This window comes from Parasphingomonas zepuensis, assembly GCF_036663735.1.
In the GTDB taxonomy this organism is placed as follows: domain Bacteria; phylum Pseudomonadota; class Alphaproteobacteria; order Sphingomonadales; family Sphingomonadaceae; genus Sphingomonas.
In genome coordinates this window covers 530,741-552,981 of record NZ_JAXOJO010000005.1, presented here as the reverse complement: position 1 = coordinate 552,981, position 22,241 = coordinate 530,741, and the positions used below count along the sequence as shown (strand labels likewise).

At 66.5% G+C, this 22,241-nt stretch carries 15 protein-coding genes; 10 read left to right on the top strand and 5 right to left on the bottom strand.

Annotated features, from left to right (window positions below; translation table 11 throughout):
- Window positions 1-21: 21 nt before the first annotated feature.
- Window positions 22-2,172, bottom strand: coding sequence for an alpha-glucuronidase family glycosyl hydrolase (locus tag U1769_RS20495; RefSeq protein WP_332719769.1), 2,151 nt, complete (start codon window positions 2,170-2,172; stop codon window positions 22-24).
- Between the two features lie 150 nt (window positions 2,173-2,322).
- Here U1769_RS20495 and U1769_RS20490 point away from each other — a divergent pair, with 150 nt between their 5' ends.
- The 10 genes from U1769_RS20490 to U1769_RS20445 all read left to right on the top strand — a co-directional run bounded on the left by U1769_RS20490 (window position 2,323) and on the right by U1769_RS20445 (window position 17,296).
- On the top strand, window positions 2,323-4,719 hold the full coding sequence (locus tag U1769_RS20490) for a glycoside hydrolase family 3 N-terminal domain-containing protein (protein ID WP_332719767.1): 2,397 nt from the start codon (window positions 2,323-2,325) through the stop codon (window positions 4,717-4,719).
- The gene (locus tag U1769_RS20485) at window positions 4,716-7,100 is read left to right on the top strand and encodes a glycoside hydrolase family 3 N-terminal domain-containing protein (protein WP_332719765.1); all 2,385 of its coding nucleotides are present in this window, start codon (window positions 4,716-4,718) and stop codon (window positions 7,098-7,100) included. The genes U1769_RS20490 and U1769_RS20485 overlap by 4 nt, the downstream gene beginning before the upstream one ends.
- 40 nt (window positions 7,101-7,140) lie before the next feature.
- A complete protein-coding gene (manD, locus tag U1769_RS20480; protein WP_332719762.1) occupies window positions 7,141-8,352 on the top strand; it encodes a D-mannonate dehydratase ManD in 1,212 nt (403 codons plus the stop codon).
- Window positions 8,353-8,357: 5 nt separating this feature from the next.
- Window positions 8,358-9,704, top strand: a complete 1,347-nt coding sequence (locus U1769_RS20475; protein WP_332719856.1) for an MFS transporter — start codon at window positions 8,358-8,360, stop codon at window positions 9,702-9,704.
- Entirely contained in the window at window positions 9,701-11,113 is a 1,413-nt protein-coding gene (gene uxaC / locus U1769_RS20470; protein WP_332719759.1) for a glucuronate isomerase, read from the top strand. The genes U1769_RS20475 and uxaC overlap by 4 nt, the downstream gene beginning before the upstream one ends.
- Before the next feature lie 100 nt (window positions 11,114-11,213).
- Entirely contained in the window at window positions 11,214-12,680 is a 1,467-nt protein-coding gene (locus U1769_RS20465) for a mannitol dehydrogenase family protein (RefSeq protein WP_332719757.1), read from the top strand.
- The gene (locus U1769_RS20460) at window positions 12,677-13,795 is read left to right on the top strand and encodes an endo-1,4-beta-xylanase (RefSeq protein ID WP_332719755.1); all 1,119 of its coding nucleotides are present in this window, start codon (window positions 12,677-12,679) and stop codon (window positions 13,793-13,795) included. Before U1769_RS20465 ends, U1769_RS20460 begins: the two co-directional genes overlap by 4 nt.
- A gap of 34 nt (window positions 13,796-13,829) precedes the next feature.
- Window positions 13,830-15,062, top strand: a complete 1,233-nt coding sequence (locus U1769_RS20455; protein ID WP_332719753.1) for an SGNH/GDSL hydrolase family protein — start codon at window positions 13,830-13,832, stop codon at window positions 15,060-15,062.
- 108 nt (window positions 15,063-15,170) lie between these two features.
- Window positions 15,171-16,751 (top strand): aldehyde dehydrogenase (NADP(+)), encoded by a 1,581-nt coding sequence (locus tag U1769_RS20450; protein WP_332719751.1) that lies wholly within the window; start codon window positions 15,171-15,173, stop codon window positions 16,749-16,751.
- Complete coding sequence (locus U1769_RS20445) at window positions 16,751-17,296, top strand: NADPH-dependent FMN reductase (protein ID WP_332719748.1); 546 nt, start codon at window positions 16,751-16,753, stop codon at window positions 17,294-17,296. Before U1769_RS20450 ends, U1769_RS20445 begins: the two co-directional genes overlap by 1 nt.
- 40 nt (window positions 17,297-17,336) lie before the next feature.
- Here the strand turns inward: U1769_RS20445 and U1769_RS20440 are convergent, their stop codons facing one another.
- From U1769_RS20440 to U1769_RS20425, 4 genes are all read right to left on the bottom strand, one after another.
- On the bottom strand, window positions 17,337-19,844 hold the full coding sequence (locus U1769_RS20440) for an FtsX-like permease family protein (RefSeq protein WP_332719746.1): 2,508 nt from the start codon (window positions 19,842-19,844) through the stop codon (window positions 17,337-17,339).
- Between the two features lie 27 nt (window positions 19,845-19,871).
- Window positions 19,872-20,552 carry an ABC transporter ATP-binding protein gene (locus U1769_RS20435; protein WP_332719744.1) on the bottom strand — a complete coding sequence of 227 codons (681 nt, stop codon included), beginning with the start codon at window positions 20,550-20,552 and terminating at the stop codon, window positions 19,872-19,874.
- Window positions 20,553-20,554: 2 nt separating this feature from the next.
- Window positions 20,555-21,874: an efflux RND transporter periplasmic adaptor subunit gene (locus U1769_RS20430; RefSeq protein ID WP_332719742.1), complete on the bottom strand. Its 1,320-nt coding sequence runs from the start codon at window positions 21,872-21,874 to the stop codon at window positions 20,555-20,557.
- A 130-nt stretch (window positions 21,875-22,004) separates the two neighbouring features.
- On the bottom strand, window positions 22,005-22,133 hold the full coding sequence (locus tag U1769_RS20425; RefSeq protein WP_332719740.1) for a hypothetical protein: 129 nt from the start codon (window positions 22,131-22,133) through the stop codon (window positions 22,005-22,007).
- Between the last annotated feature and the right edge of the window lie 108 nt (window positions 22,134-22,241).

The following is a 22,241-nucleotide window of genomic DNA, read 5'->3' as shown; positions in this document are numbered from 1 at the left end:
TGCGACGGTTGGTGCGCTTGCTCATCTTCCGGGCTCATACGGCCAGGAAATGGCTTCGTATTCGGCGAGGGTCCTGGCCGGGGGCGCTTCTCCCGCCGGGAGCGGACGACCAGCGACGCTGGAGAAATAGGCGAGCGAGGCATCGCGCCACCATTGCGCCTCGCGCTGCTGGATCGACAGGAAGGCGTCGGTCTTGGCGAAGCGATCCGCGTCGATATGCGGCGCGAGCGTCTTCCACGCGCGGTGCATTTCGGCGACTTGCCGGACGCCCAGCGAATACTGCGCGGCCAATTCTTCCCACAGCGTCCTGCCCGATGCCATCGGGTGATCCCAGCTGACATGGTGGAACCACAACAGATCCTGCTCGGGCGTCGTCTTCACATCGCCGAAGCGCTTCGCCACCACCGCGGCATATTGCGCGACTGCGTTGCTGCCCGTCCTGGTCCGGTCGTAGCCGATGCCGCCCGCATCGGCCTTGTGATAATAAACCGGGTTCCATTCCGGCCGGGCGAGATTGCTGACCCACGGCCCCGGGCCGTAATGATGGCCGGTGTCCATCAAATGGGTGAGGCCGAGCGGAGTCATGTAATTCACCACTGCCTCGCGCGAGGTCGTCATGATCTCCACGATGGTCTGTGTGACGGCCGGACTGATACCGAAGGTCAGCTCGGACCATTCGGTCGCCACGTCCTTCGCGGACGCCTCGGGGTCCCACGCCATCCGGCCGAAGACGAACCAATTGGCCTGGTTGAAGGTCGATCCGCTCCAGTCGCGGTCGACGCCGATATTGGCGACGCCGGCCATGCCGGTTAGTGCATGGCCGTCGAGCTTGCCCTCGATCACCCTGGCGACGGTCGATCCCTTGCCGCGCGCGAAGGTATCGGCCTGCAGCACCTCTTCGTAGAGCGGCCCGAGATAGGCGAGGTGAGTCGCCATCCCGAGATATTCCTTGGTGATCTGGAACTCCATCATCAGCGGCGTCTTCGGCATGGCACCGAACAGCGGATGGAAGGGTTCGCGCGGCTGGAAATCGATCGCGCCGTTCTTCACCTGGACGATGACATTGTCCGCGAACGTGCCGTCGAGCGGCTTGAAATCGTCATAGGCCTGCTTGGCCCGGTCCTCCGGATTCTCGTGCTGATAGACGAAGGCGCGCCACATGATGATGCCGCCATGCGGCTTCACTGCGGCGGCCAGCATGTTCGCGCCTTCCGCATGGCTGCGCTTGTAATCCTGTGGACCCGGCTGGCCTTCCGAATTGGCCTTGACCAGGAAGCCGCCGAAATCGGGGATCGCCGCGTAAATCTCGTCGGCCTTGGCCTTCCACCAGGCGGCGACCGCTGGATCGAGCGGATCGGCCGTTTTCAGCCCGCCGATCTCGATCGGGGAGGACCAGCGTGCCGAGAGATAGACCTTGATGCCATATGGCCGGAACACGTCCGCCAGCGCCGCCGCCTTGGCGATATAGGGCGCGGTCAGGCTGTCGGCCTTGGCGTTGACGTTGTTGAGCACCGTCCCGTTGATGCCGATCGACGCATTGGCGCGGGCATAGTCGGTGTAGCGCGGGTCCGTGAAGTCGGGCAGCTTCCACCAGTCCCAGATCGACTGGCCGGCATAGCCACGCTCGACCGTGCGATCGAGATTGTCCCAATGGTTGAGCAGGCGGAGCTTCAGCTTCGGAGCGGACGCGATGTCGAGCCGGTCAAGCCCGAGCCCGCGCTGAAGACGTTCGATCAGCGCGAAGCTGCCGTACAGCACGCCGACGCCGCTGTTCGCCGCGATCACCGTCACTGGCGTGCCGTCGATCGTCGTGCTGCGGATCGCATAGCCCTCGGCGCCCAGGGTGGCGAGCGGCAGGCCGAGTGCCTTGATGCGGGGCTCGGCGGCGGTGCCGAGCACGATCGCGCCGGGCTGCACGTCCGTGCCGCGGGTTGCCGGGCCGCCAAGCATGCCCTGCACCGCTCGCCCTATTTCCTCGGCCGCCTTCAGCACCGAAGCATCGCGCGACGCCGGGTCCAACACGATTGCCGTGGTGCGGATGCGCTCGCGCGTCTGGATGTCGGCGGGCAGGGGGCGATACCGCAGCCACAGGTCGTAGCCATCCTCGGCGCGGGCGGGGAGAGCGCCCAGCATCAGGAACAGTGCCACGCACCAGGTAACCAGCCGACCCATCGATCTTCCTCTCCGCTCTTGCCGCAGCGCCGTTTTCGGCGGCCATCGGCGATTGACAGACTTTGCCCGACTTAGCATGGTAGCGCTATCAGAAAATGGCGCTGACGCGGCGTCCGCCGACGAAACAGTGCCCTGGAGGGGTATCCGAAAATGTCTTCATCCACCTCGCGCATCGCCCGCCGCTCGCTCGCGCTTCTGATTGCCTGCGCTGCGCCGGCCGTGCTCGCAAGCGCTGCGCCCGTCCCTCCGGCGGAGACGCGTCCGCTTTACAAGGATGCGGCGGCGCCTGTCGCCGATCGCGTGGAAGACCTGCTCAAGCGCATGACGCTGGAGGAGAAGGTCGCGCAGCTGCTCACCGTCTGGGACAGCAAGGTGAAGCTGCTGGACGCGAATGCGAAGCTCGATCCGGCGAAGATGGCCGCGCTCTATCCAGACAGCTTTGGGGGCTTTGCACGCCCGTCGGATGCGATCGGCCCCGCCAGCCCGCGCGTCGTTCCGGGACGCGACGTGGCCAAGACGATCGAACTGGTCAACGCTTTGCAACGCTACGCTCTGACGCGCACGCGCCTCGGCATCCCGCTGCTGATGCATGAGGAAGGGCTGCACGGCTATGCCGCGCGCGGCGCCACCAGCTTCCCGATCCCGATCGGCCTCGCATCGAGCTGGGATCCCGATCTGATCCGCGCCGTCAACGTCGTGACCGCGCGCGAGATTGCCGCCCGCGGCGTCACCCTGGCGTTGAGCCCGGTGGTCGATGTCGCCCGCGATCCGCGCTGGGGGCGGATCGAGGAGACGTTCGGCGAAGACCCCTATCTGGTCGGAGAGCTCGGCGTCGCCGCGGTCGAGGGGCTGCAGGGCACGGGCCGTCCGGAACGGCTCGCGCCGGGCAAGGTGTTCGCCACGCTCAAGCATCTGACCGGCCACGGCCAGCCGGAGAGCGGCACCAATGTCGGCCCCGCGCAGATATCCGAGCGCGAGCTGCGCGAGAATTTCTTCCCGCCGTTCGAGCAGGCGATCACGCGCGCCGCGCCCGGTGCGGTGATGCCGTCCTATAACGAGATCGACGGCACGCCGAGCCACGCCAGCACCTGGCTGCTGCGCGACGTGCTGCGCGGCGAATGGGGCTTCAAGGGCGCGATCACCAGCGACTATTACGCGATCGACCAGCTCGAGGAACTTCACCATATCGCTGCCGACAAGAGCGCGGCGGCGCTGCTCGCACTAAAGGCGGGAGTGGACAGCGACCTGCCGGAGGGCGGCAGCTACAAGACACTCACCGCATCCGTCCGGGCCGGCAAGGTTTCCGAAGCGGAGATCGATGCGGCCGTGCGGAAGATCCTCGAACTGAAATTCCGCGCCGGCCTGTTCGAGCATCCCTATGCCGATGTCGCGGCAGCGGTGAAGATCACCAACAATGCCGAGGCCCGCGCGCTGGCGCGGACGGCGGCGGCGAAGTCGCTGGTGCTGCTCAAGAATGATGGCGTCCTGCCGCTGGCGACGCCGGCCGCAGGGTCGAAGCCGACCATCGCCGTGATCGGGCCAAGCGCTGCAGTGGCGCGGCTGGGCGGCTATTACGGCCAGCCGCCGGTGACCGTGTCGATCCTCGAGGGGATCAAGGCGAAGCTCGGCGCGCGCGCGAATGTCGTCACGTCGGAAGGCGTGAAGATCACCGAAAATGACGACTGGTGGGAGGACAAGGTCACCCTCGCCGATCCGGCCGATAATGCGAAGCGCATCGCCGCCGCGGTCGAGACGGCCCGGGGCGCCGACACCATCGTGCTCGCGCTCGGCGATACCGAGCAGACCAGCCGCGAGGCCTGGGCGAACGCGCATCTCGGCGATCGTTCGAGCATCGATCTGGTCGGGCAGCAACAGGATTTGTTCGATGCGCTGAAGGCGCTCGGCAAGCCGATCGTCGTGGTGATGATCAATGGCCGTCCGCTGGCGATCAACAAGATCGCGGCGGAGGCCAATGCGGTGATCGAGGGCTGGTATCTCGGCGAGCAGGGCGGCAACGCGGTCGCCGACGCGCTGTTCGGGGACGTCAATCCTGGCGGCAAGCTGCCCGTCACCATCGCGCGTTCGGTCGGGCAGCTGCCGATGTTCTACAACTACAAGCCTTCGGCGCATCGCGGCTATCTGTTCGATCTCGCGACGCCGCTGTTCCCGTTCGGCTATGGGCTGAGCTATACCAGCTTCACCATCGGGGCGCCGCGGCTGTCGGCCCCGACGATCCGACCCGACGGGCAGGTCGATGTGACGGTCGATGTCCGCAACACCGGCAAGCGCGCCGGCGACGAGGTGGTGCAGGTCTATGTCCGCGATCTGGTCAGCTCGGTCACGCGGCCGGTGAAGGAACTCAAGGCATTCCGCCGGGTGACATTGCAGCCGGGCGAGGTGAAGACGCTGAGCTTCACGCTCGATAGCCGCGCCTTCCGGATGTGGAATATCGACATGAAGCGCGTGGTCGAACCCGGCCAGTTCGAGATCATGGCGGGGCCAAGCTCGGCCGAGGTGAAGTCCGTGACGTTGACGGTCGCGCCATGAAGGGGCCCGAGTCGATTGGTCGGCGGCAGGCGCTGGCCTGGCTCTCTTCGGCGAGCGTCATGGCGCTGACGCCGGGCGTCGCGTTCGCCCGCGCGGCACGGCCGCTTTATCAGGACGCACGCGCGCCGATCGCCGATCGGGTGAAGGACCTGCTCAGCCGGATGACGCTCGAGGAAAAGGTCGCGCAGATGCTCGCGATCTGGGCGGGCAAGGCCGATGTGATGAACGGCCTCGCCTTCGATGCGGCAAAGGCGACCACGGCATTTCCCCACGGGCTTGGCCAGATCAGCCGCCCCTCGGACAAGCGCGGCGGACCGGGCGTCGTCAATACCGAGGGCGGCACCGGCGCGCGCTGGCGGACACCCGCCGACAACATCGCGTTCAACAATGCTGCGCAGCATTGGGCGCTCCAACGGACTCGGCTCGGCATTCCAGTGCTGTTCCATGAGGAAGCCCTGCACGGCTTCATGGTGACCGAGGCGACCAGCTTCCCGCAGGCGATCGCGCTGGCGGGCAGTTTCGATCCCGGCCTCGTCCGCCGTGTCAACGGCGTGATCGCGCGCGAGGCGCGGGCGCGCGGCGTGCCCTATGTGCTCTCGCCTGTCGTCGACATCGCCCGCGATCCGCGCTGGGGGCGGATCGAGGAGACCTTTGGCGAGGATCCCTATCTCTGCGGCGAAATGGGCGTCGCCGCGGTCGAAGGCCTGCAGGGCGTCGGCAAGGATGAGCGCCTGCCGCGCGACAAGGTGTTCGCCACGCTCAAGCACATGACCGGGCACGGCCAGCCGCAATCCGGCAACAACGTCGCCCCCGCGCAGATCTCCCAACGTGAGCTGCGCGAGAATTTCTTCCCGCCCTTCCGCGAAGTGGTGGAGCGCACCGCGATTGGATCGGTGATGCCGTCCTATAACGAGATCGACGGCGTTCCCAGCCATGCCAGCACCTGGTTGCTGCGCGATGTGCTGCGCGGCGAATGGGGTTTCGACGGCATGGTCGCCAGCGATTACGGGGCGCTGGAGGATCTCGAGCGAATCCATCATATCGCGGCCGACCGCGCTGAAACGGCGCGGCTTGCGCTCGCCGCCGGAGTCGATTGCGAGCTGCCAGATGGCCTCGCTTACGGACTGCTCGTCGCCGAAGTCCGGGCAGGGCGGGTGAGCGAGGCAGCGATCGATACGGCGGTTGCGCGCATGCTAGCCTTCAAGTTCCGCGCCGGTCTGTTCGAGAATCCCTATGGCGATGCGAAGCTCGCGGCGCGGATCACCGGCAATGCCGAGGCCCGAGCCCTCGCGCTTGAGGCAGCATGCAAGAGCATCTGCCTGCTCAAGAATGACGGGATTCTCCCGCTGAAAGCCGGTGCGCAGAAGGTCGCGGTGATCGGCCCCAACGCCGCCGTTGCGCGGCTCGGCGGCTATTCGAGCGTGCCGAAACAGAAGATCAGTCTGCTCGAAGCGATCCGGGCGAAGCTGGGCGGCGACGTGATCCACGCCCAGGGCGTGTTCATCACCACCAGCGAGGATCCGACCGCCAACGATGTCGTGCTGGCCGATCCGGCGAAGAACCGGGCGCTGATCGCCGAGGCAGTCGAAGCGGCGAAGGCGGCTGACGTGATCCTGCTCGCGGTCGGCGACAATGAGCTGACCAGCCGCGAAGGCTTCGCGCGCAACCATCTCGGCGATCGTACGGACCTCGATCTGCTCGGCGAGCAGAATGCGCTGTTCGAGGCGCTGCTCGCTCTGGGCAAGCCCGTGGTGGTCGTCGCGATCCACGGCCGACCGGTGAGCTGGCCGGCGGTCGCGGGCAAGGCCAATGCGATCCTCGATTGCTGGTATATGGGGCAGGAGGGCGGCACCGCGATGGCCGACGCGCTGTTTGGCGACGTCAATCCCGGCGCCAAGCTGCCCGTCACGGTGATCCGGGATTCTGGACAAATTCCAAGCTTTTACAATCACAAGCCGAGCGCTCGGCGCGGCTATCTGTTCGACGACCCGGCGCCCTTGTTCCCGTTCGGCCACGGGCTGAGCTACACCAGTTTCACGGTCGGCGCCCCCCAGCTGTCAGCGACGACGATCGCCCGTGACGGCAACGTCATGGTATCGGTCGAGGTCGCTAATTCCGGCGCGCGCTTGGGGGACGAAGTGGTGCAGCTCTATATCCGCCATCTCGACGCCTCGGTCACGCAGCCGGTGATGGCGCTGAAGGGCTTCGAACGGGTCACCCTGGCACCGGGCGAGCGCAAGACCGTCCGCTTCACGCTCGGGCCAAAGGCCTTCCGCATCTGGAACGTCGCGATGAAGGAAGTCGTCGAGGCCGGTCGGGTCGAGATCATGGCCAGCAACAGCTCGGCCAATCTCAAAAGCACGACCCTGGTCATCGCGTGATGCCCCGTCTCCCCGTCATCGCCAGCAACGGAAAGCCCTGATGCCGAAAATCACCAATGCGCGGGTCGTTCTCACCTGCCCTGGACGCAACTTCGTCACGCTTAAGATCGAGACGGATGAGGGCGTTTATGGCCTTGGCGACGCGACCCTCAACGGCCGCGAACTGAGCGTTGCCTCCTATCTGCAGGATCATGTCGTGCCCTGCCTGATTGGCCGGGACGCGCACCGGATCGAGGATATCTGGCAGTATCTCTACAAGGGCGCCTATTGGCGGCGCGGGCCGGTGACCATGTCGGCGATCGCCGCGGTCGATACCGCGCTCTGGGATATCAAGGGCAAGATCGCCGACCTGCCGCTCTACCAGTTGCTCGGGGGCGCTAGCCGCGAGGGCGTGATGGTCTACGGCCATGCCAACGGCAAGACGATCGAGGAGACGATCGACAACGCGCTGCATTACCAGGAGCAGGGTTACAAGGCGATCCGCCTTCAGTCGGGCGTGCCCGGGCTTGCCTCCACCTATGGCGTGTCGAAGGACCGTTATTTCTACGAGCCCGCCGACGCCGATCTGCCGACCGAGAATCTCTGGTCGAGCGAGAAATATCTGCGCTCCGTCCCGGCATTGTTCGAAAAGGCGCGTGGGGCGCTCGGCTGGGATACGCACCTGCTCCACGACATCCACCACCGCCTGACCCCGATCGAGGCCGGCCGGCTCGGCAAGGACCTGGAGCAATATCGGCCCTTCTGGCTCGAGGATGCGACGCCGGCCGAAAACCAGGCCAATTTCCGCCTGATCCGCCAGCACACCACCTCGCCGCTCGCGGTCGGCGAGATCTTCAATTCGATCTGGGACTGCAAGCAGCTGATCGAGGAGCAACTGATCGACTATATCCGCGCGACCGTGGTCCATGCCGGCGGCATCACCCATCTGCGCCGGATTGCGAGCTTCGCCGACATGCACAATGTCCGCACCGGCTGCCACGGCGCGACCGACCTCTCGCCGGTGTGCATGGCGGCTGCGCTCCATTTCGATCTGTCGGTGCCGAATTTCGGGGTGCAGGAATATATGCGGCACACCGAGGAGACCGATGCGGTCTTCCCGCACGCCTACAGCTTCGCCGACGGGATGATGCACCCGGGCGACAAGCCTGGCCTCGGCGTCGAGATCGACGAGGAACTGGCGGCGACCTATGAATATAAGCGCGCCTACCTCCCGGTGAACCGTCTCGAAGACGGCACGATGACCAACTGGTGAGCGAGATGAATGCCGCCGAGAGCGCTCAGGCGTCCGTCCTGCCCAAGCCGTCCGGCAAGATCCGCTGGATCGTCTGCGGACTGCTCTTCGCCGCCGTCGTGCTCAGCTATATCGATCGGCTGGTGCTGTCGGTGCTCAAGCCCGATCTGGCCGCGCAATATCACTGGACCGAGGGCGGCTATGCGGATCTCGCGGTCGCGTTCCAGCTCACCTACGGTGTCGCCTATGTGATCTTCGGCCGGCTGGTCGATCGGGTCGGGGCGAAGATCGGCTATGCCATCGCCGTCACCTTGTGGACGATCGGCCACGTCTCCCACATCTTCTTCACCACCACGACCGGCATGATGATCGCCCGGCTGACCCTGGCCTTCGGCGAGGCCGGCACCTTTCCCTCGGCGCTGGCCGCCGCCAATGAATGGTATCCCAAGCGGGAACGCGCGCTGGCGATCGGCATCTTCAATGCCGGATCCAATGTCGGCGCGATCGTTACCCCGCTGATCGTGCCGATCATCACCATCGCCTTCGGTTGGCGTTGGGCCTTCATCCTCACCGGCCTGCTGACCGTGTTCTGGCTGATCGCCTGGCTCGGCTTCTATCGCCGCCCGGCCGAGCATCCCCGCGTCACGCCGGAGGAGCTCGCCTTCATCGAATCCGATCCGCCCCAGCCCGAACAGATTCGCGTGAAGCGCAGTTTCGCTGAAGGCACCGTTGCGCTGGTGCAGGATTACCGTGCGCTGTTTCGCCATCGCCAGACCTGGGCGTACATGGCCGGGCGCTTCCTGATCGATCCGGTGTGGTGGACTTTTTTGTTCTGGCTGCCCGATTTCTTCAACAAGCAATATCATGTGAAGATGCTCGAATTCGGGCCGCCGCTGGTGATGATCTATCTGATCGCCGATGTCGGCTCGGTCGCTGGCGGCTGGATCTCGTCGCACCTGATCGGCAAGGGTCGCAGCATCAACCGCTCGCGCAAGACGGCGATGTTCCTGATGGCGCTGTGCGCCGTGCCGATCGCCTTCGCCACGGCGGCGCCCAACATGTGGGTCGCGGCCGGGCTGATCGGCCTTGCCTGTGCCGGGCACCAGGGTTTCTCGGCCAATGTCTACACCATCCCGGGCGATCTGTTCCCGCGCTGGCGCGCCGGATCGGTGATCGGCCTGGGCGGGCTCGCCGGCGCGATCGGCGGTGCCTTGATGGCGAAATATGCCGGGTACATCCTGGAAACGGTCGGCAGCTTCCAGCCGATCTTCATCCTCTCGGCGTGCTCCTATCTGCTCGCGCTGCTCGTCGTCCACCTGATCGTGCCGCGCTGGGAGCCGGCGATCCTCGCGCATAACGAAGGCAATCCATGACCAAGCTCGTCCTGCATCCCGATCGTCTGTTCCCGGCGGAGGGCCGCACGCGCGACATTGCCCGCGCGCTCTATGCCGGGGTGAAGGATCTGCCGATCATCTCCCCGCACGGCCACACCGATCCGTCCTGGTTCGCTTATGACCAGCCCTTTGCCGATCCGGCGCAGCTGCTGATCGTGCCGGATCACTATGTCTTCCGCATGCTCTACAGCCAGGGCGTGCCGCTGGAGAAGCTCGGCGTGCCGACCGAGGACGGCAGCCCGACCGAGACCGACGGTCGCGCGATCTGGAAGATCTTTGCTGAGAACTATCATCTGTTCCGCGGCACGCCCTCGTCGATGTGGCTCGACTGGGTGTTTGCCGAATGCTTTGGCCTGGACGTGCGGCTCGAGGCGTCGACCGCCGACCATTATTACGACGCGATCGATGCGGCGCTCAAGACACCAGCCTTTCGCCCGCGCGCGCTGTTCGAGCGTTTCGGCATCGAGGCGATCGCGACGACCGAGAGCCCGCTCGACCCGCTCGACCATCACCGCGCGATCCGCGCGAGCGGCTGGCAGGGCAGGGTGATGACCGCCTATCGTCCCGATCCGGTGATGGATCCGGAGGCGGCCGGCTTCCTCGATAATATCGCGCGCTTCGGCGAGACGGCGGGCGAGGACATCGCGACCTTCGCGAGCTATTTGCGCGCTCACCAGTTCCACCGGGCCCGCTTCCGCGAAGCCGGGGCAACCTCGACCGATCACGGCCACCCAAGCGCCTTCACCGCCAACCTGCCGGCCGCCGAGGCTGAGGCGCTGTACCAGAAGGTCCGCGCCGGCCAGGCCAGCGCCGCCGAAGCAGAGCTGTTCCGCGGCCAGATGCTGACCGAGATGGCGCGCATGTCGATCGAGGACGGCATGGTGATGCAGCTCCATCCCGGCGCCTTCCGCAGCCACAATCCCGGCGTGCTCGCCCGTTTCGGCCGCGACAAGGGCGCCGACATCCCGCTGCCCAGCGAGTTCGTCCGCAATCTCAAGCCGCTGCTCGACGCCCACGGCAATGATCCGCGCCTGACATTGATCCTCTTCACCCTCGACGAGGATACGTACAGCCGCGAGCTCGCCCCGCTCGCCGGCCATTATCCCTCGCTCCGGCTCGGCCCGCCCTGGTGGTTTCACGATTCGCCCGAGGGCATGCGCCGCTTCCGCCAGCGCGCGACCGAGACCGCCGGCTTCTACAACACGGTCGGCTTCAACGACGACACCCGCGCCTTCCTGTCGATCCCCGCGCGGCATGATGTCGCCCGGCGGATGGATTGCACCTTCCTCGCCCAGCTCGTGGCGGAACACCGGCTGGAAGAGGACGAGGCGCATGAGGTGGCGAAGGCGCTGGTCTATGATCTGGTGAAGGCGGCGTACAAGCTGTGAGGTACTTCCCTTCTCTCGCCCCTTCTGCTTCCCGGGCGAAGGCCGGAGCCCAGCATCGGGCCGGTCGTAACTGGGCCCCGGCCTTCGCCGGGGAAGCAAAATGGTAGAGCGCCTCTCCAACGAAACGCTCGACGCGCTTCCCGCTGACGTCGCCTTGCCAGCCTACGACCGCCACCTCGTAAAACCAGGCGTCGTCCATCTCGGCATCGGCGCCTTCCACCGCGCGCACCAGGCCGTGATATTCGAGGCGGCGCTCGAGTCGGGCGATCTGCGCTGGGGCATCACCGGCGCGTCGCTGCGCTCGGCCGGGGTGCGCGACGAGATGAACCCGCAGGACGGTCTCTACACCGTCGTCACGCGCGACGGGTCGGGCGATGCGCTGAAGGTCATCGGTGCCGTGCGCGAAGTGCTCGTTGCGCCGGAAAATCCGGAGGCACTGGTCGAGCGGCTGGCCGATCCCGACGTGCACATCGTCACGCTTACCATCACCGAGAAGGGCTACAAACTCGACCCGGCGACCGGCGCGCTGCTGACCGACGATCCCGATGTCGCGGCCGATTGTGCTGACCTGACCGCGCCGAAGACCGCGCCCGGATTCCTCGTCGCGGCACTGTCCGCACGGCGCGACCTGGGCCTGCCGCCTTTCACCGCGATCTCCTGCGACAATCTGCCGCACAATGGCCGCCGGCTCGAACAGGCAGTTCTCGCCATCGCCCGGGCGCACCGCCCGGATCTGGCGGAGTGGATCGAAGCGCATGGCGCGTTTCCCGAAACGATGGTCGATCGTATCGTACCCGCCACCACCCCGGCGGATGTCGAAAAGCTCGAAGGGGCGCTGGGCGCGAGCGACCAGGCGATGGTGAAGGCCGAGCCGTTCCTGCAATGGGTAATCGAGGATCGCTTTTGCGGCCCGCGTCCCGAGTTCGAAAAGCTCGGCGTGCAGATCACTGCCGATGTCGCACCGTGGGAAGAAGCCAAGCTCCGCCTGCTCAACGGCGCGCATTCCGGCATTGCCTATCTCGGCGGACTGGCCGGCATCGATTTCGTCCATGAAGTCGTCGCGATCCCGGCCTTTATGCGCTTCGTCGAGGCCCTGTGGGACGAAGCCGAGGCGACGCTGTCGCCGCCGCCCGGTCTCGATGTCGCTGCCTATCGCCGCGCATTGCTTGAGCGCTTCGCCAATCCCGCGCTCCAGCATCGCACGCGCCAGATCGCGATGGACGGCTCGCAGAAGCTGCCGCAGCGCCTGCTCGCGCCGATCGCAGCAAGGCGGGCCAAAGGGCTGGCGGTCGATGCGCTCGCACTTGCGGTGGCCGCCTGGATGCGCTGGCAGGGCGGGCGCGACGATTCAGGCGCTGCCCATGTCGTCGATGATCCGCTTGCCGCCGTCACCGCCGCGCTCCTTGCCGGGGTGAGCGATCCCGCTGCACAGGTCGAAGCCTTGTTGTCGATCGATGCCGTCTTTCCGCCCGCGCTCGCGGCGGATGAGGCGTTCCGCGCCACCCTGGTGCGGCATCTGACCGCGCTTGCCGCCCATGGCGCACGCGCCACCGTGGAGGCCTTGTGACGGAGTTTACCCGGCGCGAGGCGCTCGGTGCGGCTGCTGCGGCGACGGCCTTGCTCGTCCCCGGCAGCGCGCTGGCGGCGAGCCCGGGCCTGGATGCGATCGGCCGGCGGCGTGGCGTCCGCTTCGGCACCTGCCTCGGTGCCAGAGGTTTCCGGGACGAGCGCTACCGGGCGCTGATCGCCGAACAATGCGGCCTGATCGTCCCGGAGAACGAGCTGAAATGGCAGGTGCTTCGTCCCGATGCCAAGACCTTCGATTTCGCGCGTGCCGATGCCCTGATCGCGTGGGCGAAATCGGTTGGGCTCGCCACGCGTGGCCATACGTTGCTCTGGCAGAAGACCGAGCGTTACCCGAAATGGTTGGTCGAGCATGATTTCGGCACAAACCCTGGCGCCGAGGCGGAACGGCTGCTGACCGAACATGTGACCAAGGTCGCCGGCCGCTATGCCGGGATCCTGCCGAGCTTCGACGTTGTCAACGAAGCGGTGGACGAAGATACCGGCGCCCTGCGCGAAACGGTGCTGACGACCGCGCTCGGGGCCGAGGCCGTCATCGATCTTGCCTTCCGCACCGCCCGCGCGGCCGCGCCGGACATGCAGCTGGTCTATAACGACTATATGAGCTGGGAGCCCGGCAACGAGCTGCATTGCCGCGGCGTGCTGAAGCTGCTCGAAGCGCTGAAGAAGCGCGGCACGCCGGTCGATGCGCTGGGTGTCCAGTCGCATATCGGCGCGCCCGGCCGCGCCCGGAGCGCGCCGTTCGGTGCCCGCGACGAAAAGGCCTGGCGCGGTTTTCTCGACGAGGTCACCGGCATGGGCCTCAAGCTGCTCGTCACCGAGATGGATGTGAACGACAAGCTGCTGCCTGGCGATATCCCCTCGCGCGACCGGGCCGTGGCCGATTATGCCCGCGCCTTCCTCGATGTGATGCTGTCCTATCCGCAGCTCGATACCGTGCTGTTCTGGGGCCTGGCCGACCAATATAGCTGGCTGCAGGGGCTGACCCCACGGCCAGATGGGCTGCCGAAGCGCTGCCTGCCTTATGGCGCGGATTACGCGCCGAAGCCGCTCCGCGCGGCAGTCGCCACGGCACTTGGCGCAGCGCCGTCGCGATGATGTGGCATATGATCGATCGGGGAGGGACCTGCCGATGCGCATGATCAAACGCGCCTTCGCTCTGTCGCTGCTGTGTCTGGCTATGGCTGGCTCGGTCGCGGCCCCGCGCGAGACCTGGCTGCGCAGCTGGGCCGCGTCGCAGCAGATCCCCGAGGAGCGCAACGCGCTGCCCGACGCCGATCTCAGGGATGCCACGCTGCGCCAGGTCGTGCGGGTCAGCGTGGGCGGGCAGAAGCTTCGCGTGGTGCTGTCCAACGCTTTCGGCACCGATCCGCTGCGCATCGATGCCGCCCACATCGCCCTGGCCGGCGCCCGCGCCACCTCGCGAATCGTGCCGGCGAGCGACCGGGCCCTGACCTTCGACGGCTCGCCCGAGGTGACGGTCCCGGCCGGCGCCAGCTATATCTCCGATCCCGTGCGGCTCACCGTGCCCGCGCTGGCGAGCGTCGCGATCACCCTTCATCTGCCGGAGGTGCCCCGGGGTCAGACCAGCCATCCCGGCTCGCGTGCTAGCTCCTGGTATGTCCATGGCAATCACGTCGCGGCCGCCGAACTGACCGATGCGAAGAAGGTCGAGCATTGGTATCAGATCGCGGGGGTAGAGGTCGTCGCGGCGCCGGCGGCGCGCGCCATCGTCACGCTCGGCGATTCGATCACGGACGGCAACGGATCGACCACGGACGGTAATGATCGCTGGCCCGATCGTCTCGCCGACCGGCTGCAGGCCTCGCCCGCCACCCGCCACCTCGCCGTGCTCAACCACGGCATCGGCGGCGGCCGGCTTTTGCTCGACGGGCTTGGCCCCAATGCGCTCGCCCGCTTCGACCGCGACGTGCTGGCGCAGGCGGGCGTGCGCTATTTGATCGTGCTGGAGGGAGTGAACGATCTCGGCACCTTCACGCGCGATGCGCCGCAGAGCGCGGCTGCCCATGCCGCGCTCGTTGCGCGGATCACCGGCGCCTATCGCCAGATCGTCGGCCGCGCCCGCGCGGCCGGGATCAAGGCGATCGGCGGCACCATTCTGCCTTATGGCGGCAATGATTATTATCATCCCGATGCGCAGAACGAGGCCGATCGCCAGGCGATCAACCGCTGGATCCGCACGCCCGGCAATTTCGACGCGGTGGTGGATTTCGACGCGGTAATGCGCGATCCCGCCAATCCGATGCGGCTCCGCCCGGACGTCGACAAGGGCGATCATCTGCACCCCAGCGTCGCGGGGCACCGGGCGATGGGCGATGCCGTCCCGCTCGGTCTGTTCAAATGACGCACGATCCATCGGTGCCGGTCGGCGGGGCTGTCGCGGCCCCTCGAACGCGCGTCCACCAATAACTATCTAACCCGAACCGGCCGCCACGCGGCCAAGGAGATCATCATGACGAGTACTGGGACGATTACCGGCGAAATGTTCATCGGCGCGCGCGCCGTGCGAGGGTCGCAGGGCGAGATTCGCGCGATTCAGGCCGAGACCGGCGAGCCGATCGAGCCCGTCTTCGGCGGCGCCACGCTGGAGGATCTCGATACTGCCTGCCGTCTCGCCGACGAAGCGTTCGACACGTATCGCGAGACCACGCCAGAGGCGCGCGCAACCTTCCTCGAAACCATCGCTGCGAACATCATGGCGATCGGCGACGAACTGATCGAGCGCGCCATGGCCGAGAGCGGCCTGCCGCGTGGCCGCCTCGAGGGCGAGCGGGGCCGCACCTGTGGGCAGCTCAAGCTGTTCGCTCAGGTCGTGCGTGACGGCCATTATCTCGACGTCCGGATCGACCATGCCGATCCCGCGCGCGCACCGGCACCCAAGCCGGATCTGCGCCTGCGCAACATCGGCGTCGGGCCGGTGGCCGTGTTCGGCGCATCCAACTTCCCGCTCGCCTTCTCGGTCGCCGGCGGTGACACCGCATCGGCGCTCGCCGCTGGCTGCCCGGTCGTCGCCAAGGCGCACAGCGCACATCCCGGTACGTCCGAACTGGTCGGTCGCGCCGTGCAGAAGGCGGTCGCCGATTGCGGCCTGCCCGAGGGCGTTTTCTCGCTGCTGTTCGATTCGGGCCGCACCATCGGCCAGGGCCTGGTTGCCGATGCCCGCATCAAGGCGGCCGGCTTTACCGGCTCGCGCGGCGGCGGCACTGCGCTGATGAAGATCGCGCAGAACCGCCCCGAGCCGATCCCGGTCTATGCCGAGATGAGCTCGATCAACCCGGTCATCCTCTTCCCGAACGCGCTCGCCGCCAAGGCCGAGGCGACCGCCAAGGCATTCGTCGGTTCGCTGACGCTCGGTGCCGGGCAGTTCTGCACCAATCCGGGCCTGATCCTCGGCGTGGACGGTCCCGATCTCGATACCTTCGTCGAAGCGGCGGCGGCAGCTTTGGGCGACATGCCGGCAGCGACGATGCTCACCCCGGGCATCGCCAAGGCCTACCAGACCGGCGTCGAGGCGATCGGCAGCCACAACACCGTCGAGACCGTGGCCCGCGGCAAGGCCGGGCATCACTGCCAGGGCCAGGCCGGACTGTTCCAGACCAGCGCGGCGGATTTCCTCGCCCATCACGAGTTGCAGGACGAGATTTTCGGCGCTGCCTCGCTGATCGTGCGCTGTCCCGATCTGGCTTCGGTCACTGAGGTGGTCGATCATCTCGAAGGCCAGCTCACCGCGGCGATCCACATCGTCGAGGCCGATCATCCCGAGGCGCGCAAGCTGATCCCGCATCTCGAGCGCAAGGTCGGACGCATCCTCGTCAACGGTTACGGCACCGGCGTGGAAGTGGCACATGCCATGGTCCATGGCGGCCCTTATCCGTCGACCGCCGACGGTCGCTCCACCTCGGTCGGCAGCAAGGCGATCGATCGCTTCCTGCGCCCGGTTTCCTATCAGGACCTGCCGGAGGATCTGCTGCCGGCAGCCGTGAAGGAAGCCAATCCGCTCGGCATCGAGCGCCTCGTCGACGGCAAGCGTTGATGGCGCTGCGGCTGGTCGGCATTTCGGGGAGCCTGCGACGCCACTCCTATAATGCCGGCCTGCTACGCGCGGCCCAGGCCGCGATGCCGGATGGCGCGACTCTGGCGATCCATTCGATCGCCGAAGTCCCGCTCTACAATGCGGATGTCGAGGCGGAGGGCATGCCGTCCGCGGTGACGGCGTTGAAGGATGCCGTCGCCGCGGCCGACGGGCTGCTGCTCGTCACGCCGGAATATAACAACGGCGTGCCGGGCGTGTTCAAGAACGCGATCGACTGGATGTCGCGGCCGGCCTCCGACATCGTCCGGGTGTTCGGCGGCAAGCCGGTGGCGCTGATCGGCGCTTCGCCAGGGAATTTCGGGACGATCCTCTCCCAGAATGGCTGGCTGCCGACGCTCCGCACGCTTGGCGCGGAGTTGTGGACCGGCGGGCGGCTGATGGTGTCGGGCGCGGGCAAGGCTTTTGACGATCAGGGCGACCTGATCGACGAGGCTGTGCGGGAAAAGCTGGCACGATTCATGGCGAGCTTCGTCACCTCGCTGTAGCGGCCGATCTGTCAGGCGAACCACCTTCCGGGACGTCCATTCACTCGTACCGCAAAGCCCGGATCGGGTTGGTCCGCGCCACGCGCCACGCATGGCCCGAGATCGTCCCGATCGCGATCAGCATCGCGAGCAACCCGGCAAGCAGGAACGGCACCGGGGTTAGCGCGATCCGGCTGTCGAAGCCGTTGAGCCAGCCGCGCATCACCCACCAGGCGACAGGCCAGGCGATCAGGTTGGCGATCAGCACCGGTCGGCTGAACTGCCAGACGAGCAGCCGCACGATGTCCCGGGTCCCGGCACCGAGCACCTTGCGGATGCCGATCTCCTTGGTGCGCCGTTCGGCAGTGAACGCAGCCAGGCCGAACAGCCCGAGGCACCCGATCACCACGGCCAGGATCGCGAAGGCGCCGAACAACGTGGCTCGCGCCTCATCGGCATCGTAGAGGTCCCGCACGATATCATCGACGAACCGCGCCCGGAACGGGATGTCGGGCACGAGCCGCTTCCAGATCGCTTCGGTACGGTCGTACACCGCCTTGGGGTCGACCCCCTGGAATCGCACCATCCCCTGCACGAAGCCGTTGGTCTGGCCGTAATAGAAGATCGGTTGCAACGGATCGCGCACCGAGCGGAACCGCGCATCGGTGACCACGCCGACCACGGTCGATGGCACCAGGCCATTCTCGTTCGACACCAGGCTGGTCATCAGGACTTTGCCCAATGCCGCTTGCGGGCTGCTGAAGCCCAGGCGCTGGGTTGCCGCCTCACTCAGCACGATGTTCGCCCCGCGGCGGACGAGCGCCTGCTCGGCCGCGTCGGTGGTGGGCGTCGGGAGCGTCGCGTCGTCCATCGGGTCGTTCTCGCGCAGCGCACGGCCCGCCAGCAGCTTCATGCCCATGGCGTCGAAGAATCCCGGCTCGATCGCATAGACGCCCAGGCTGACGCGGTCGGTCGCTCCGGCGAGCTGCACCTCGGTCTGCGAATTCCGCCCGCCATCGACCGCGATCTGGGTACGGCCGACCGCGGTCACGCCGGGTACGCGCAGCAGCTCCTGGCGGATCGACATGGCCACCGCTTGCGCCTGTGGTCGCCCCATGCCCTCGATCTGCAGCAGGCCGTCGCGCCGGTACCCGGCATCGGTCGTGCGGGCATAGACGGTCTGGGCATAGACGATCGTGGTGCAGATGATCAGGCCGATCGACACGGCGAACTGCCCGACCACCAATATGTTGCGCAGCCGGCCCGATCCTTCGGCATCGGCCGCGGATTTGTTGGCCTTCAGCACCCGCGCCGGCTCGAAGCGCGACAACACGAACGCCGGATAGAGCCCGCCCGCCAGACCGACGAACAGGGTGAGGAGGACAACCGGCAGGAACAGGCCGTCCAGTGCGAAATAGCGCAGCTTGATCTGCGCTTTGAGGAAGGCGTTAAGCCCCGGCAGCGCCAGTTCGACCAGCGCCAGCGCGACCAGCATCGACAGCGCCGCCAGCAGCAGCGATTCGCCGACGAACTGGGTGATCAGCTGCCGCCGTGTCGCGCCCAGCACCTTGCGCAATGCGACCTCGCGCGCGCGTTGCGTTGCGCGCGCCGTCGCCAGGTTGGTGAAGTTCACGCATGCCATGCCCAGGATCAGCAGGGCGATGATCGCGAAGGTCAGGATCGTGCGCTGGTCGTTGCCGGGGCTCATCGAGCCGTTCTGCGCCTCGCCCAGATGCACGTCGCGGATATTGACCAGCTTCCAGTCCTGGTCGGTGCCGGGGTTGGTCCGGGTCTGGCCGTCATCCTCGTCGGGAATGTTGCGCTTTTCCCATGCCGGCAACTGGTCGTTGATCGCGCTCGCCGTGGCGCCCTTTGCCAGCCGGATATAATAGCTGCCGTTCTGGTTGCTCCAGCTCGTCAGCATGGTTGGATCAAGGGCATAATATTGCTGCGGATCGAACCGTGCGACGAGGTTGAAGGCAAGCGCCGAATTCTTGGGCAAGTCAGCGAACACGCCGGTCACGCGATAGTCGGCGGTCATGCTCCCGCTCACCAGCGTCACGGTTTTCCCGACGACATCGTCGGTGCCGAACAGCGTCCTGGCCTGGGTCACGCTCATCGTCACGGCGTGCGGGTCGTCGAGCGCATGATCGGCATCGCCGTGAACGAACGGGATGCGCAGGATCCTGAACAGGGGCCCGTCGGTCAGCACCGGCTTGTTTGCGGCATAGGGTTGCCCGTCTTTCTGGATCACCACGCCGCCACGGGTGATGTAGACCGCCTGCTCGATCTGCGGGAAATCCTTCTTGAGCGCCTGGCCCGAGATGAAGCTGGCCTGCTGCAGCTTCATCTCCTCTCCGCCGCGCTGGGTGGGAAGATAATAATCCTGCAGCTGGAACGCCTGGTCGGCTTCGGGCAGCCAGTCGTCATAGCTGAACTCGTAGCGCACGAAGCCGAGGATCAGCAGGCACGCGGCGATGCCGAGCGCGAGCCCGGCGATGTTGATGAAGGCATAGGCCCGGTTCTTGGCGAGCGCACGGATGCCGACGGTCAGGTAATTGCGCCACATGGCTGGTTTCCTCTTAACGATCGGGCGTCAGGCGGCGCGGCGATGCTGTTGCAGGATGCGGCCATCGAGCATGTTGACGACCCGGCTGGCATAATCGGCATGGGCGGGCGAATGCGTGACCATCACGATGGTCGATCCTTCCGCGTTGAGCTGCTGGAGCATGCGCATCACTTCATCGCCGTGATTGGTATCGAGATTGCCGGTCGGCTCGTCGGCGAGGATCAGCCTGGGCTCGGCGACGAGCGCGCGGGCGACCGCTACGCGCTGCTGCTGGCCGCCCGACAACTGGCTCGGCCGGTGGCGCGCGCGGTGCGCGATGCCCACCCGGTCCATCACCGCATCGGTCCGCCGCTTGCGCTCGGCAGCGGGCACGTCGTGATAGAGCAGCGCCAGTTCGACATTCTCGCGCACCGACAGCTCGTCGACCAGGTTGAAGCTTTGGAAGATGAAGCCGATATTCGCCTTGCGCACCTCGGCCAGCCGGCTCTCCCGCAGGCCGGCCACTTCCTGGCCGTTGAACATGTACGATCCGCTCGTCGGCGAATCGAGCATGCCCATCAAGTTGAGCAGAGTCGATTTGCCGCAGCCCGACGGACCCATCACCGCGACGAACTCGCCATCGACGATGTCCAGGTCGATGGCGTCGAGCGCGGTGGTCTCGATCGTATCGCTGCGGTAGGTCCGCGAAAGCGCGCGCATTTCCAGCATGCTCATTGTCCTTTCACTGTGAGGTCGAGCCGGTCCTTGTCGGCGAAACCGGTATAGGGGGAGGTGATGACGCGCTCGCCCGGATCGAGCCCGTCGAGCACGACGATCGCATCGGGATTGCGGCGCCCGAGCCGGACCTGGCGCTTCACTGCGCTCCTGCCGTCAGGCGAGACGACGAACACCCAGTTGCCGCCGGTCTCGTTGTAGAAAGCGCCTGCCGGGATCAGCCGGGCCGGCGCCGGATCGCCCAAGGTCAGCTTCGCCTGCAACGTCTGGCCGCGCTGGATATTGGCCGGCTCGGTGCCGAGGAACTGCAGGTCGACCTGGAACTGGCCGTTCTGCACCTGGGGATAGATTTTGGTTACGCGTGCGGCGAAGCTCTTGCCGCCCCACTCCACATTGGCTTTCTGGCCGAGCTGGACCCGGCCCAGATAGAATTCGTCGACGCCGGCCATCAGCTTGTTGCGGCCCGGGCTGTCGATCTGCCCGATCCGCTCGCCGCGCTGGAGCGACTGGCCGACCTGGATCGAAAAGCCCGAAAGCTGGCCGGCGACCGGCGCGCGCAGGTTGAGCGCGTCGAGATTCGCGCGGGCGAGCTGAAGGCTCGACTGCATCGATGCGGCGGAGGCGCGCTGCTGGGCAAGCTGGCTTCCCTGCAGCCGTTCGTCGGTCGCCTGGCTGCGTCGGATGACTTCCGTCCGTTTCTGTGCGGAGAGATATTCGTCGCGCGTATCGTTGAACTGCTTGCCCGAAACGAAGCCCCGCGCAGCGAGCGGCTGCTCGCGCTCATATTGCCGGCGCGTCTTAGTCGCGGCGAGATCGGCCTCAATCATCGAACGCTCATTGGCCAGACGGGTCTGGGCCAGCGCCAGTTCCTGGCTGCGCATATTGTTGATCTGCTGCTCGACTTCGGTCTGGCGGGCCAGCGTGGACAGCTGAAGCTCGGCATTGGACAGCTCGACGATCAGCTCGCCCTTGGCGAGGCTCGCGCCGTCCTCGGCGATCACCTTCTCGACCCGGCCCCCCTCGATCGCATCGAGATAGACGGTGAGGAGCGGGGTGACGCGGGCGCGCAGCGGAATGAAATCCTCGAAGGTGCCGGTGCGGACTGGCGAAATGGTGAGCCGATCGGCGGCGACGGTCTGCGATCCACCGCGCGGGGCGAAGAACCAGAAGGCGAGGAGCAGGATCAGCAGCGCGCCACCGGCGATCCCGATGCGGGTGCGCCGCGACAGCTTTTTGGTCTCGACGACCCGGTCCATCCCGCTACCCGTCACCGGGCGGTCGCCCGGCTGGTCTCCCGTCATGCGTACGACACTCATTGCCACTCCTTTGTCCGGAGCAGGCTCAGCAAGCGGCGTGCCAGTCCTGATTGCGGGCCGGGTCACGGCTGATGCTCGATCCACTGTCCGGTTCCGGACATGGCCGTCCGGAACCGGACGCAAATCCGGGTCACGCGATCTGGCCGCCGCTGAGCGACGCGACCGTCACGACGGGCGCAGCCGATGCAAAGGTCAGGCAGGCCGTGATGGCGAGCGCAGCGATCGCGCTCAGGATGTGCGGCTTCAGGGTTAGTTTCATGGGTCTTCTCCTATTGTGCCGGATCGGCAATGATCCGTTCAGCATGGCGCGTGCCAGATGGCCAAAGCGGCGGATTTGCGGGTGATTTTCCCGGGGGCCGGTTTCTGG

Bases quoted from the DNA above. Each gene is read 5' to 3' on its own strand.
- U1769_RS20495 (WP_332719769.1), bottom strand. From the start codon at position 2,172: ATGGGTCGGCTGGTTACCTGGTGCGTGGCACTGTTCCTGATGCTGGGC.
- U1769_RS20490 (WP_332719767.1), top strand. From the start codon at position 2,323: ATGTCTTCATCCACCTCGCGCATCGCCCGCCGCTCGCTCGCGCTTCTG.
- U1769_RS20485 (WP_332719765.1), top strand. From the start codon at position 4,716: ATGAAGGGGCCCGAGTCGATTGGTCGGCGGCAGGCGCTGGCCTGGCTC.
- manD (WP_332719762.1), top strand. From the start codon at position 7,141: ATGCCGAAAATCACCAATGCGCGGGTCGTTCTCACCTGCCCTGGACGC.
- U1769_RS20475 (WP_332719856.1), top strand. From the start codon at position 8,358: ATGAATGCCGCCGAGAGCGCTCAGGCGTCCGTCCTGCCCAAGCCGTCC.
- uxaC (WP_332719759.1), top strand. From the start codon at position 9,701: ATGACCAAGCTCGTCCTGCATCCCGATCGTCTGTTCCCGGCGGAGGGC.
- U1769_RS20465 (WP_332719757.1), top strand. From the start codon at position 11,214: ATGGTAGAGCGCCTCTCCAACGAAACGCTCGACGCGCTTCCCGCTGAC.
- U1769_RS20455 (WP_332719753.1), top strand. From the start codon at position 13,830: ATGCGCATGATCAAACGCGCCTTCGCTCTGTCGCTGCTGTGTCTGGCT.
- U1769_RS20450 (WP_332719751.1), top strand. From the start codon at position 15,171: ATGACGAGTACTGGGACGATTACCGGCGAAATGTTCATCGGCGCGCGC.
- U1769_RS20445 (WP_332719748.1), top strand. From the start codon at position 16,751: ATGGCGCTGCGGCTGGTCGGCATTTCGGGGAGCCTGCGACGCCACTCC.
- U1769_RS20440 (WP_332719746.1), bottom strand. From the start codon at position 19,844: ATGTGGCGCAATTACCTGACCGTCGGCATCCGTGCGCTCGCCAAGAAC.
- U1769_RS20435 (WP_332719744.1), bottom strand. From the start codon at position 20,552: ATGCTGGAAATGCGCGCGCTTTCGCGGACCTACCGCAGCGATACGATC.
- U1769_RS20430 (WP_332719742.1), bottom strand. From the start codon at position 21,874: ATGAGTGTCGTACGCATGACGGGAGACCAGCCGGGCGACCGCCCGGTG.
- U1769_RS20425 (WP_332719740.1), bottom strand. From the start codon at position 22,133: ATGAAACTAACCCTGAAGCCGCACATCCTGAGCGCGATCGCTGCGCTC.